Origin of the sequence: Sphingobacterium alkalisoli (assembly GCF_005049105.1) — a bacterium.
Taxonomy (GTDB): domain Bacteria; phylum Bacteroidota; class Bacteroidia; order Sphingobacteriales; family Sphingobacteriaceae; genus Sphingobacterium; species Sphingobacterium alkalisoli.
The window spans coordinates 192004-205764 of record NZ_SUKA01000007.1; the positions used below are offsets into that span (position 1 = coordinate 192004).

The window sequence follows — 13761 nt, forward strand, 5'->3', positions numbered from 1 at the left end:
AATGTAATCACACTTTTTCCATTAGGTCTTACCAAATGTAAGAACTTATTATATAACTAAGACAGATAATATTAAAAAAAGTTTATTCAACATATGAGCGATCCAGTAAAAGAACTCGAACAAAAAGCCGAACAGGAAGCCTACCAACACACGGTGTTTATGGCGCTTGCTGATATCTATAATCAGCTCAATCCGAATGTGGAAATAGGCGAATATTTAAAGCAGCTACAGGATAATAAAGCAGCTGAAAAGAATAGAATAATGAATGAGATTATACGGATGAAGCGTCCGTTATAACCCCTGCGAAAAGCGATAAAAAGTAACCAAAGCTTGTCTAATCTTTGTCTACTTATCAATTAACAGTTTGATAATTAGGAAACAAAGCCTATCGGCGCTGGGTACTTAACAGGAAAAGCGAGCGATGATTCACTCGCTTTTCTTCGTTTAAAGCCTTTTTGAGGATATAGAGCAACCTTTGACACGGGTGTTTTTTTATTGTTGCCGATAGTTTTTGTAGACATTTTGTAGACATACATTCTGATCATCCTCTCATCAATCGATTCCAAACTTATATTTTTTTCATTCCTTCAAAAACATATTTGTAACAAATACGTTATAATTAAAATCCCATAATATAACATGAAGTTACACCACTATTGCTTATTAGCGGGTGGATTGTGGGGGTGTATACATTTACAGTCAAGTGCACATGGGCAACAGCTCGATTCACTGCGAGACACCTCTAAACAACCACTCCCCATTCGGGACACGCTGCTTCCAAAAGGAAGCACCCCTTCTACTCAAAGTCCTATTCAGGATAAAAGCAATCCTCGCTCGCATCAGCCATCCATTAATACCGACTCTTTGATTCAAGGGCAAGTGCTCAACGAAAATAGTTTGCCACTTAGAGCTGTTACTATCATCGCTATAAAGGGCAAAAGTGTGGTGGGAACAGATGATCAGGGCAAATTCTCGATCGCGGTAGCGGCACAAGATTCAATCGAAGCCAACATGATGGGCTACGAACGTGCTGTCATAGCTGTCGGTCAAAAAAAAGAAGTCGTCATTCGCATGGTTCCTTCTGTAGCTCAGAAAATTGACGAAGTCGTCGTGATCGGATATGGAACTGCACTTAAGAAAAATTTAACCGGAGCGGTCAGTTCATTAAAAGGTTCAGCATTCCAACAACAGGCCATCACCAATGGAGAAGAGGGTATTGCCGGAAAGATAGCCGGGGTACGTGTTAGTCAAACCTCTGGTGTACCTGGTTCGGCCATGAATATCAAGATACGAGGCCTTAATTCCATCACGGCATCCAGCACACCGTTGTACGTAATAGATGGTCTGCCTCAATCACATATGCGAAATGTCAATCCTCGTGACATCGCCTCCATAGAAGTGCTAAAAGATGCATCTGCCGCTGCCATCTATGGATCCCGTGGTGGAAATGGGGTAATCGTGGTCACCACTAGATCAGGTTCTGCAGGCCACCTACAGTTAGATTTTAACAGCTATGCCGGTTATCAAACGGTGGATAAAAAGCTGCCCATGATGAATACCGAAGAGTATACGAATTATATTCGCTTTGTTAGGAACGAGCGGTTCCGACTTACAGGGGGAGATCTGTCCGCTCCCATCAGTAGTCGGCCCGAAGCCTTTCAGTATCCCGATTCATACGCTAATCCCAGTTCACTTCCCAACAACAACTGGCAAGATCTAGTTTACAGAAATGCATCCATGCAAAATTATGATCTTAATGTATCTGGAGGGGGCGAGATCGGAACATTCAATATATCGGGAGGCTATCTTAAACAAGATGGTGTAATGCGATACACCGGCTTTGAAAGATATAACCTTCGAGCAAATACACATTTCCAGTTTAGCGAAAAATTCAACATAGGCGCCAACCTAGCTGCTGCTTTCAGCCGTCAACAGGATCCGGTTACCGAGGGAAAAGAGAGCAACGCACATTATGCTATTGTCATGCCTCCCGTGGTAGAGCAAGATCAGAACACCGAACGTACAGGTTACTCGCAAGCACATACTTTTGTTAATCCACTGATCCGTCTGCAGGAAATGACAGCCAATGGCAAAGGAAATAACATACACATCAATACATTCGCCGAGTACCGACCCATAACGAGCCTCAGACTACGAACCCAACTTGGATACAATTACCACAATTCAACATACAATGAGTTTATTCCATTCAACGTGAATAAAGGTGTGCAGGCACAAGGGATGGCCACCAACCGCAACTCATTCAACATGAGTATACAGAACACAGTCTCCTACACACCGGATCTCGGCAGCAACCACTACCTCGATGTCTTGGCAGGACAGAGTTTTGAGAGAAATAACGAGGAATATATGGCAGCGGGAGGGAACGGATTTCCTAACGATCTACTCCCTTGGCTAAATAATGCTTCTATTCCGACGTTAGCAACGTCCAATGCCACGACAAATAGTATAGCGTCTTATTTCGGCAGGGTACAATATCATCTAATGGATCGCTACCTTATATCAGCTTCCGCCCGCTACGACGGATCTTCGCGGTTCGGTCAAAACCATAAATGGGGGTTATTTCCTTCCCTATCTGCGGGCTGGAAAATAAATGAGGAAAATTTCCTAAAAGATGTAGAACAAATTTCATTACTCAAAGTACGCGCTTCGTGGGGACTAGCCGGTAATGATAGAATTGGCGATTACGAACATATCGCTTTACTTGCCGCACAAAATTACAATCTTAACGGAGAAGTTTTTAATGGCCTCGTCCCATCCACTATCCCCAATGATGATTTAAGTTGGGAAAAGACAACATCAACCAACATAGGTCTCGATCTCTTCATGTTTACAGACCGCTTACAATTCACGGCAGATGCATACCTCAATAATACCACGGATTTGCTACTGAGCGTGCCCACGACTAGACTATCTGGATTTTCATCCATTCGAAAAAACATTGGAAAAGTAGAAAATAAGGGATTGGAATTCCAGCTAGCTTCTACTAACATCCAAAAATCTTCGTTTACTTGGACCTCCAATCTCAATTTTTCATTAAACAGAAATAAAGTAGTGGATTTGGGTACCCAAACCAGTTCTATTATCGTCAACACATGGGGTGCAGATGCGTTCATCACCCAGGTAGGTCATCCCATAGGTAGCTATTATATGTACAAAACAGATGGATTATTAATGCCCGGAGATTTTAATGACCAGGGAAATGCAACAGTTCCCATTGCCTCAGGACAAATCGAAGGGAATGTGAAAATTGTCGATGCAAATGGCGACGGCATCATCAACACCCAAGATCAAGTAGTCCTCGGAAACAATCAACCCAGCTTCCTGTATGGGATAAGCAACAATATCACCTTTAGAGGCTTTGAATTCAGCTTTGATTTACAGGGGTCTAAAGGGGGTAAGATTTTTTATCAGGGTCGCAGAGGATTCGATAACGGTGTGGGCGATGGTAGTAATCAATATCAACGATGGCTATACTCTTATAAAACCACGGAGATGGAGGCCTCCATCCCATCAGGTGCCAATATGGAATGGGACGGGACAACACCCAATCAGTTTGGTGTTAATCCGGTTTATAACGACACCTGGTTATATGATGCATCTTTCTTACGGATCCGTAATATTACTCTGGGATACAACTTCGAAGAAAATATACTACAGCAATTACGGATCAGTAAAGCCAGAATCTACCTTATGGCAGATAACCCATATACCTTTACCAAGTATCCCGGAGCTAATCCCGAAGCTAACAACGGTGGTAACGAAAGTACATCTGCCGGTGTAGATTACGGTTCCTATCCCATATCACGAAGATTTACATTTGGTATCCAACTCATTTTTTAACAATGAAGAACACATCAAGAACATATAAGACATTGCTTATCGTCATGTTGACTACCATCGGATTAATGAGCTGCAACAAGGATATTGACCTCGCTCCGGAGTCCAATTATAACGCAAAGGACTTTTACAAATCCGAAAATGACTTTACACTTGCTATCGCTGGTACATATGGCGGATTACGCGGCATACATAGTTACCAATATCCTATTGTAGTTGAAAGCCTCAGTGACAATATCAGTACCTCTACGAACAACCCCTATACACGTCTTACGCTTAACGATGGTGATGCAAATGTGCTATCTCTATGGTCGGCATACTGGACCATTATCAACCGTACCAATAATATCTTAGATCAGATTGATGGCGGCGAGTTCTCTACACCCGCCCTACAAGATCGTATAAAGGGAGAGGCGTTATTCATTCGTGGATTCTGTTATTTCCAACTGGGGTGGCTATTTGGTGGCGTTCCACTAGTAGATCATGTCACTCCCGAGCATGAATTGCTTCAGCTTACGCGCACCTCCCAAGCGGAAACCTTCGCTTTCGCTGCACAGAATCTAGAGGCAGCAACAACACTTCTTCCAGAAGAAAACACAGGTGGAAACCTGGGAAGGGCAACAAAATTTTCAGCCCTCGGTTTACTCGGGCGCTTACATTTATTTACCAAGGACTACAATAAAGCCAAAGAAGCACTTTCCCTCGTTATTCAATCGGAAAATTACGATATGTACCCCGACTATAAAGACTGTTTTTTAAACACGGAAGATAATGGTATTGAACATGTTTTCCAGATTCAATACACTGAAGGGTTGATCAATCAAGGTAATCCGTTGGTGTATACATTGGTTCCGGAAAACATCCGATCAGCCCAATTCCCCAGTGGCGGACGGTCATTGTGGCTTGCCGTTTCCAATGATCTATATGAAGCTTATGAAGAAGGCGATCTACGTCGTGATATCACGATCCAAAAAGGGTACGTTACCAGTAGCAATGTTACAGATGAAAACACATTACTCTATGTCAAATATGCACACGGGACGGTCCCAGGATTGCCAGAAGACAATGACGTTAATCTCTCCGTTGTACGATATACAGACGTCTTATTGATGTATGCTGAAAGCTTAAATGAACTGGAATATGAAGCAGATGGTGAGGCGCTATCCATCTTAAACGCCGTACGCGAGCGGGCAGATCTAGATTTTTACGATCCCTCCGATCTCACGACACAAGATCAATTCCGCGAAGCATTATTCAAAGAACGCCGTGTCGAGTTTGCCTGCGAATTCTTTCGCTGGTTTGATCTAATACGCCAAGGTCGCGATACAACTTCTTCCATCATGACCAATTTTCTCAATCGCACCGATGAAGGCAGCGGTACCTATTTGTTTGATGATAAATTTATGTTATTGCCAATTCCTGCTGCCGAAAGACAAGTAAACAATAGCTTGGAGCCCAATCCAGGCTATTAATTCCTAAAAGATCACGGAGCTGTTTTATTGTTGATACAGCTCCGTGATCTTTGGCTAACATGCTTGGTGAGAAAACCTCCTTCTTCCAACCATACATGCAAATTACTCTTCTACGGATTCCTTTAGTAAATGCTTAAATCGATTCTTTACTTATTACAAAGGAAGGTACCTCCAAAGTTCTGTTTTATTTCTAAAATATAGGTATCCCTTATTATCCATAGTCAACAAACTAGCCCCATTATGTAAAAATGAAATCATTTTGCTTTTGCTATCTACCTTAAAGAACTTGTTCGACACTGTACCATAGACATCCCCAGAAGGATGTAACACTAAAAAAGCACTTCTCCATATATGGGATCCCATTGGCTTATGTTCATACAGATCAATAGATTCTACTACCTTATTACGATTCGTATCATAAATAAACAACTTACCACCAGCCACGCCCCATAGGCGACGATCTGGTCCTTCAATCAACCCCGTAATTGCAGGTGCTCCCTCTACCGGGATACAAACCTGTTCAATCGAATTTAGGTCGGGATTCCAAACGCAAAGCACGGCCTCTTCAGTCGAAGGTTTTACGCCCAAACCTCCCGAAATAGTGGTACCAATCCATACCTTGCGGTCCTTATAAACCATACTACTAATGGCTTGATCTTTCAGCGGTACACCATGCGAAAGCAAAAGATCCTTCTCTCGATCAAATTCTACCAGCGCACCTCCCAACAAGCCGTACTCTGGGATCATTCCAAAGTACAGCTTATTTCTATCTTCAGCAGCAACCAAAGCAAAAGAACGTCCCTGTCCCTCTATTTCTCCGAGCCTTTGTGGATTTCCCTGCATAGGCATCCACGCTTTACGGGTATCATATCGGTAAAACCTCCCCTTCGGATAAATACCAAAAAACAATTCACTGCCGAAGGCCACCATACCTTCCGTCTGATCCAAACCCTTCCATTCCATGCTTATCCCAGATTCTGGATCATACGTCGCATGGCCTCCTGCCAGATACCCTCCCATCCAAATTTTATTATCCGGCCCGAAAAGCAAGGCATTAATGGGGATTGGCTGTCCAGGGATTTCCAAAGCTGTTACTATTGCGTTCTGGGTATTAAAATTGTACGCAAAAAGCTCACCGTGGGCATTAAGCACATACAAACTATCCTTCCAGCACGACAATGCATTAGCAGATCCGACCTCTTTCCGAAGAATTTTCGATGTACGGATGGATTTCGAGGGATCAAACATTTTTAAGTTTCCCCCAGAGGTATAATACACATTATTGGCATTAGATGCTAATGCTTTCATATCCATGCTATCGATTTCCTGCTCAAATCTTTCCGTTTTAAGGTTATATACCAAAGTTTCCCTTCCTGACGTAAGAAGTGCAAATAGGCGATCTGCGCCGTCTGCTGCAGGCACAATCTCCAAACCATAAACAAATTCCTTCGTACCATATTCCGCTGGCAGCAGTTCTTTTTTTTCTGCCGTCCGCGGATTCAACTGTAAAAGATGAGCGTGCGATCCGACTCCGACATACAATTTATCAGTATTTTTATGATATGCCAAACTGCGCACATAGTTTTCCGATGCAACAATCGGCCCGTTTCCCACATCCGAAAAACCCTCACGTGGATGGTATCGAAATACCCTACAACCGGGATACGTTGCACCAAACACCTCGCCGTCCTTTCCTACCGCCAGATTCCACACATACGTCTCTCCCGGCAATGCTTGCCCTAAATTTTCAACGATTTGCGTACCAGGGCGGTGTCGAAATAAAATACCGCTTGCACCAGGAATATACAAGTATCCGTCATCGGTAAAAGCAAGATCCCACGCGCCGTCCGTATTCGGCAACGGTTGATTCACCAAGAGCTTCTTTGTGATCAAATCGTATCCCAAAAGGTAAGCAGGTTCGCCACGTACGACGGTATAGACGTAATCCCTTCCAGCCACATCATGCAAAAACAGGCTTCCTTGAATCATGTTTGCGGTAAGCTGAGTCCCTAAATTTTCAAACCGACCAGCTTCTTTTTCCTGCGACCTAGTTTCATCACAAACAAAGCAGGTAAATAAGATAAAAAATATTACGCTGTAGTACATAGTTATTCATTTTCAACTAAAAAATCTTTCACAAATAGATCGTCATGCAGATGCGGATACGCATTATATACCCGATCAATTTCTTCCAACTGTCCCGGAGACAGATCTTCATCGGGATTAAGGCACCATCTTCCGACTAATAACCCTTGCCTACGCAACACCTCATGTATCCCGGGAATACAACCGTGAAAACCATGTCTAGGATCGAACAATGCTGCATTGACATCGGTTATTTGTATTCCCCGGGCAAGAAGTTCGTCTGCTATCCCTGCCGTCTTTTGCGAGCGATAATGCTGAATTTCCGCCATTAATTCCACTGCTTTATGTGTCCACACTGCCCAATGCCCAAGCAAGCCACCTCTAAAACCGATCTCTACCGGGGTATTATCCACATCAAAACGATAAGGTGTCAATAGATCGGCGACAATATTGTCGTCATTTCCGGTATACATTGCGATATCCATTCGACGACTAGAGTGCGCGACGGCACGCATTACATCTAACGTTTGATAGCGATTGAAGGAGGCACATTTTATCGCCTCTACATTTTCAATTTCTGCAAATTCTCTCCAAAAATCGTAGCTAAACACCCGACCACCTACAGAAGGCTGTAGGTAGAAGCCAAATACCGGAATCACCTGTGCTACCATGCGTGTCCGTTTAAGGATGTCCTCTTCTGTCATTCCTTGAAGACCTCCCATACTCAGCAATCCCATATCATATCCGTATTTACGTGCTAAGCTTGCTTCTGTCAATGCCTGCTCTGTAGGTCCGCAGATTCCGGCTATTTTGATAAAAGGTGCTTTCTTTTCAAAGCGCTCCACTTCCTCTGCCGCCCATTGCAATACTGTTTCTAAAAGATTGATTTTTGGATCTCTAATTTCAAACTGAGTGGAATGCACCCCTACTGCGATACCACCGGCTCCCGTGGCCAAGTAATACCGCGTCAATCGACGTTGGCGTTGTTCATCTATATTTCTTTCGGCATCCAAGGCTAAAGGATGTGCTGGAATCACCGTCCCCCGGAGCAAGTGTTCCTTAATTGTTACGTCTAGCTTATCCATTAAAATTTCCCTCCTCTCTCTTGAAAATGAGTTTCTTTATTCCATTCTTCGCCACCAAGGCGTAACCAACTTGCTGTGATATTTATGATTTCACGAATAGAGAGCTTCGGATAGCCAAATAATCGATGGCAGTCCGATGCGTTGTTTAGCAATGCCGTTCTAGCAGGCTCGTTTACAAAAATCGGTTCAATATCAAACAAACGTCCAAATTCGTTGGCTAGCCAGACAATTCCTATCGTTTCTGGACCTGTCACATTTAAAATTCTAGCGGGATTACTCGTATGTAGCAATGAACGTAGTGCAATCTCATTGGCGTCACCTTGCCAAATGACATTTACCATAGCTGTACTCAGATCTATGGGCTTGCCACGCAATACCGATTTAGCTATTTCCATCACTACACCATAGCGAAAATCCACCGCATAATTCAATCGATAGATCAGCATATTGGTATGGTTTTTTTTTGAAAAGTAAGTTAAGATACGCTCCCTGCCCAAACACGATTGCGCATATTCGCCTATCGGCTCGGGAGTTGTATCTTCCGAAGCTCCTCCAGACACTGGACTCACAAAAGGCAATACATTCCCAGATGATAAAGCCACAATATTCGATTTCTTGTAGCGGTCAGCCACCCTTCCGGGGAGGTAGGCGTTCATGGCCCAAGTGAAACTCTCATTACCCGAAGTACCAAATTTATGTCCCGCCAAATAGATTACATGGTCAGCATCCGGAAGACGCTGCAGCGACTCATCTTCCAATAAATCACATGATATGGTCTCTATCCCCGCTTCTTCTAATTCCGTTTTAGTTCGTGAGTCTGAAAAACGTGACACGCCAATTATACGTTTATTTACTCCAGCCGCTTGCGCCGCCCGTACGGCCAGTTTACCCATACTGGGTCCCATCTTTCCCCCGATGCCGAGTAATAAAATATCACCCTCAATCTTCTTTATATCCTCAATAAGATCAACCGAAGGCTCGGTAAATCGTTGTTCTAATTCCTGCAATGTGTAATCCATAGCTGTTTTAAAATTTTTATTTAATAAACATATTGTAAAAATTATAGACTGCTAAACCAGTCAAACAAAGTAAGCCGACAAAACCGCTTATCTTTTGAAATTGGGAATTCCTATTATCCTTCATAATTGAACTATCGTTTGCAACGCTAAACATCATATATCCAATAAAAGGCACCAAAAAAATCGTGATACTTTGCGCCAGAACAATGAGCTGAAGTGGTAATCCTCCAAATAGAATCGCTACACTAGCCCCTATCAACATCACTAAAGCGATACATATACGGCTTCCCAACGTATCCATTCCCTGTTTAAATCCTAGCGCGTCGGCAAGTAACGACCCACCAACCGTTGCATTCCCAACCAAAGACGAAAAAGATGCCGCAAACAGTCCAGTCAGGAACACGCCGGAGGCATATCCACCAAACAGAGGCTGAAGGACATTCGCCATATCCATAGCACTTATCAATTGAATTTGCTTCGGATGCAGAATAGAGGCCGAACAAATCATAACGATCATACTCATAACACCCAACATGATAATACCTATTAAGCTTTTATCTTGATAAGCTCCTGTTGCTCGTGTCTTTTTTCTTTCCTGTACGAGATAAGACTGATAAAAGGCCCCGACAATAGAAAAACACGATGCCATGAAGGCAATGATCAATCCTTCTGAGCCCTCGGGTAGTGAGGGGATAGCACCTGCAGCGAGGAGCTCCAAATTAGGCTTCGCAAGAATAAGTGTGATGGTGAAAGATAAAAACATCAGGAGAACCAAAAATAGCATCAACCTCTCCAACACACGATAAAAAGAGCTAAAGAAAAGTAGTGATATCCCCATTATCGTAAATGCTATAATCCAAAGTTGGGGCGAAGTTTTTGTAGGCTCAGCGAGTGAAATACCTACACCGATTGCATTTCCGGCCTGAAAAGAAGCGGCAACCGAAAATATACCTATCCCTACGCATAATACCGCCCAACGTCCAAATTTGTTGCGAATCAGCTGTATCAGCGATTGCACATTGTGCATTCCGATACGACTTCCCATACCTGTAAATATGGCCATAAAAAAAATTGCTATCGGAACAATCCACACTAAGCTGTATCCATATGTAGCCCCCAACTTTGAGGTGATCGTCATCTTACTTGGTCCAAATACAACTGCAGCGATAATTATTCCTGGTATCAAGCTTTTCATCCACGTAGAGAGCGTAAACTTATTTCCCTTATTTTTCATTATTTATTTCGTTTAGCTTTCACTTCAGATAAAGAAATAGAATCGGTGTTATTCCCAAATTCCTTGCGGATATAATTAACAATTTGTTGAATTTCCTCGTCCTTCAAAAAAGAAAAAGCAGGCATTTGCTGATCGTATACTTGCCCCTTCACCGTTATCTTGCCCGAGAGGCCGTTCATCAAAATATCCAGTAAACGGCTTTTACTATCCGACACCTGCGAAGCCCCCACTAATGGTGGAAATATTCCGACAACGCCGCTTCCATCCTCTTTATGGCAAGAAGCACAATACAAAGTAAATAATTGCTTCCCATCCTTCCCCCTATTTATGTGACCACTTTCTTTATTCACCGTGACAGGACGTATGGGTATCCCATGCACCTCTGTCGTACTACTTATTTTAAGAATACGATCATCTCCTTCCCGTGGAAAACCTTTGGATGGATTCCAATCGCGGTTACTGGTCGCCAAAAACAGATCTCCGTGTGGGGAAACAGCAATCGCGCGTAATCTGCCGTATCGACTTTCGAAAAGGATCTGCTCATCTACAATTTGCTGCCCACCAGCACTTAATTTCATTACCCGTAATGACTGTGTTTTGAGCGTAGCAAGTAACAAACTGTTTTTCCATTCTGGAATCTTGGTCCCTGTGTAAAATGACAATCCTGCAGGAGCAATGACAGGTGTCCATGAATGCAAAGGTTCCGACGTATGGTGCTGTGTTGCATAAGAACGCTCCTGTTCTGTATCATGAAATCCCTCTATAACGGGCCAGCCATAATTTTCACCTTTCCTGATGAGATTTATCTCATCTTCGATGGCATCACCATGCTCCGATGTATATAGCATACCACTATCCGAAAAGGTCATTCCTTGTATATTCCTGAAACCATATGACCATACGTAACTGTCGACAAAAGGATTATCATCAGGAATCGAGCCGTCCAGATTAAGCCGAAGAACTTTTCCATTAAGCCGTGTCGTGTCCTGTGCCCACTCCCCGTGGTGCGCATCCCCTGTAGCCCACAGCATCTTGTGATCGCGAGAGATCAGCAAACGTGATCCATTATGCCCCGTATTACCTGGAATCCTTAACAAAACTTCCGGCTTAATCAGGGTGTCCAGTCCGATCTCATAACGTACCAAAAGAGAAAAAATAGAATCTTGCTCTTTTTTTGTATAATGCACATATGCATAGGGATTGTTTTCTAGATCTGGATGAAGTACCATACTTAGTAAGCCTAAGGTACGATAGCGGTACACGTCCGCAATCTGCAACAGGACTTTCGACTTCCCCGTATTCGGATCGATCTTTTTTATGGTCCCTCCCTGTTCTGTAACCCAAAGGAAACCATCCGATCCAAATAGCATGTTCCATGGAACGTCCATTTCTGAAGATAATACCTCCACTTTTAAATTGGTACTGTCCAGTTTTATATAGTCTATGATCGGAAGATCCACACGATCATGACTACTGCAAGAAGTAAAAATGAACAGAAGAATCCAGCAGAAGAATCCAATACAATGCTTCATCATTTCTTTACGGGTATGGGCTTTTCAAATGGCCTTTTCATAATTGGAGGCAACATAAATACATCCCCTTTACGGTTCGCGAAATACAGGCGAGAAGAAGATTTCTGGCGTCCATGCCCATCTGCCCAAAAGGCAAAGAAATCGGGGTGTACATGCATAGGTCTCCGCGCATACGAGTGATTATATAAACTGTTAAATGTAAGTTGCCTACTTTTCCAGGTCATCCCCTGATCTTTGCTTGTCCATAATACCATCTCACCTCCTGTATTGTAAGCTTGTGGACCTTGAGTCGTAGGACCAATAATACGCCATACTCCATCTTCATCGATATACAAAGAACCCATGTCGTAATTGTTATCCGAAGACGTAACGGGGTAGATTACCCATTCTGACCCATTGTATCTTGCCGTATTCCATTGGCGCAGACCATTTTCCGGACCCGATTGATAACCATCAGAATTTACATACAAAATAACAGGATTTCCCTTTTTGTCATAAGTTAAGTCATTGATGTAAACGTTTTTTTTAAAGGATGCATACTCCTTCACCAGTGCAGGATTATCGATTTCCCGAAGTGGAAGATCCACCACTTGACCAGAAACGGTTTGCCAAGTCTTTCCAAAATCCCGCGTTTCCAAATAGTAAAGGTTACTTCTATAATTTAACCCATTCTCACCCACTTTGAACGGATGAAAATTAAAAGACGTACCGATGATACTATCATCGAAACTTCCACTCGTTTGGTAATGTCCTTCTTCGATTATGGCCAGATCGTTCCATGTTCCATAACTTTCGCCATCGGCGCTGTACATAAAACTTATTGTTCGCCGAGGTTTCTTTGGTTGCCCAGGTATTACCTTTCGGTCATAATGTGTAAAGAGATTGAGAAAACCCTCCCCTTTTTTATACCAGGTTTGCAGATAAGAGAAATTATCTAATGGTACCGATTTACCGTCTTGGATTTTGGTTGCATAAATCTGCTCAAAATCAGAAATATCGTATGGCCTCACGCTTTTATGGATGTACGACGGTGCATTGGTGCCATGCGACGTAGAAAAAATCCAAATATATCCCTCGCTATCAATATTCATAACCGGGTTATCGTGGGCATTATCAGTTTTCTTATCGAGCAAAATGGTAGGCTGGGGAACCATCTTCGTTTTATGATCAAAATAAGAAACAGCATGAAGCAAGGTCTTTTGTTCTTTATCTGTCGCACCATAGCAGAAAAAAGTTTTGTTGACCTCTTTTACATAAATAGAAAATGGATAATGATTAGCTGGATAGGTCCCCAAGCCACCACTATATTTGAAATGATATTCATCGCCCGACGGCTGATCGCTGTACCAAATACCGCGATAGCCGTCGTCTTTCTCATTGAGGGTAAGTACAGTTTGGGCCCTAAGTTCGCTATTTCCAAGTCCCAGCGACAACAAAAGTAAAACCAATATTTTTTTCATCCGTATATATTAT

9 protein-coding genes are annotated in these 13761 nt (G+C 42.8%); 3 read left to right on the forward strand and 6 right to left on the reverse strand.

The window, feature by feature from the left end; genetic code table 11:
* The first annotated feature begins 93 nt into the window (after positions 1-93).
* The 3 genes from FAZ19_RS19870 (at position 94) to FAZ19_RS19880 (ending at position 5333) form a co-directional block, all read left to right on the forward strand.
* Positions 94-297, forward strand: a complete 204-nt coding sequence (locus tag FAZ19_RS19870; RefSeq protein ID WP_136822513.1) for a hypothetical protein — start codon at positions 94-96, stop codon at positions 295-297.
* Between the two features lie 342 nt (positions 298-639).
* The gene (locus FAZ19_RS19875) at positions 640-3864 is read left to right on the forward strand and encodes a SusC/RagA family TonB-linked outer membrane protein (RefSeq protein ID WP_136822514.1); all 3225 of its coding nucleotides are present in this window, start codon (positions 640-642) and stop codon (positions 3862-3864) included.
* A gap of 2 nt (positions 3865-3866) precedes the next feature.
* Complete coding sequence (locus FAZ19_RS19880; protein WP_136822515.1) at positions 3867-5333, forward strand: RagB/SusD family nutrient uptake outer membrane protein; 1467 nt, start codon at positions 3867-3869, stop codon at positions 5331-5333.
* Between the two features lie 153 nt (positions 5334-5486).
* On the opposite strand, the gene FAZ19_RS19885 is transcribed toward FAZ19_RS19880, so the two are convergent.
* The 6 genes from FAZ19_RS19885 to FAZ19_RS19910 are packed head-to-tail and all read right to left on the reverse strand — an operon-like array spanning position 5487 to position 13748.
* Complete coding sequence (locus FAZ19_RS19885) at positions 5487-7439, reverse strand: ligand-binding sensor domain-containing protein (protein WP_136822516.1); 1953 nt, start codon at positions 7437-7439, stop codon at positions 5487-5489.
* Between the two features lie 2 nt (positions 7440-7441).
* The gene (locus tag FAZ19_RS19890; protein ID WP_136822517.1) at positions 7442-8503 is read right to left on the reverse strand and encodes a dihydrodipicolinate synthase family protein; all 1062 of its coding nucleotides are present in this window, start codon (positions 8501-8503) and stop codon (positions 7442-7444) included.
* Positions 8503-9522: an NAD-dependent epimerase/dehydratase family protein gene (locus FAZ19_RS19895; protein ID WP_136822518.1), complete on the reverse strand. Its 1020-nt coding sequence runs from the start codon at positions 9520-9522 to the stop codon at positions 8503-8505. The genes FAZ19_RS19890 and FAZ19_RS19895 overlap by 1 nt, the downstream gene beginning before the upstream one ends.
* A gap of 16 nt (positions 9523-9538) precedes the next feature.
* Positions 9539-10756, reverse strand: coding sequence for an Nramp family divalent metal transporter (locus FAZ19_RS19900; protein WP_136822519.1), 1218 nt, complete (start codon positions 10754-10756; stop codon positions 9539-9541).
* Positions 10756-12291: a PQQ-dependent sugar dehydrogenase gene (locus FAZ19_RS19905; protein WP_229707651.1), complete on the reverse strand. Its 1536-nt coding sequence runs from the start codon at positions 12289-12291 to the stop codon at positions 10756-10758. The genes FAZ19_RS19900 and FAZ19_RS19905 overlap by 1 nt, the downstream gene beginning before the upstream one ends.
* Positions 12288-13748 carry a BNR-4 repeat-containing protein gene (locus FAZ19_RS19910; RefSeq protein ID WP_136822520.1) on the reverse strand — a complete coding sequence of 487 codons (1461 nt, stop codon included), beginning with the start codon at positions 13746-13748 and terminating at the stop codon, positions 12288-12290. The genes FAZ19_RS19905 and FAZ19_RS19910 overlap by 4 nt, the downstream gene beginning before the upstream one ends.
* Positions 13749-13761: the final 13 nt, after the last annotated feature.

Coding starts and splice junctions, on each gene's coding strand:
- FAZ19_RS19870 (WP_136822513.1), top strand. CDS start 94: ATGAGCGATCCAGTAAAAGAACTCGAACAAAAAGCCGAACAGGAAGCC.
- FAZ19_RS19875 (WP_136822514.1), top strand. CDS start 640: ATGAAGTTACACCACTATTGCTTATTAGCGGGTGGATTGTGGGGGTGT.
- FAZ19_RS19880 (WP_136822515.1), top strand. CDS start 3,867: ATGAAGAACACATCAAGAACATATAAGACATTGCTTATCGTCATGTTG.
- FAZ19_RS19885 (WP_136822516.1), bottom strand. CDS start 7,439: ATGTACTACAGCGTAATATTTTTTATCTTATTTACCTGCTTTGTTTGT.
- FAZ19_RS19890 (WP_136822517.1), bottom strand. CDS start 8,503: ATGGATAAGCTAGACGTAACAATTAAGGAACACTTGCTCCGGGGGACG.
- FAZ19_RS19895 (WP_136822518.1), bottom strand. CDS start 9,522: ATGGATTACACATTGCAGGAATTAGAACAACGATTTACCGAGCCTTCG.
- FAZ19_RS19900 (WP_136822519.1), bottom strand. CDS start 10,756: ATGAAAAATAAGGGAAATAAGTTTACGCTCTCTACGTGGATGAAAAGC.
- FAZ19_RS19905 (WP_229707651.1), bottom strand. CDS start 12,291: ATGATGAAGCATTGTATTGGATTCTTCTGCTGGATTCTTCTGTTCATT.
- FAZ19_RS19910 (WP_136822520.1), bottom strand. CDS start 13,748: ATGAAAAAAATATTGGTTTTACTTTTGTTGTCGCTGGGACTTGGAAAT.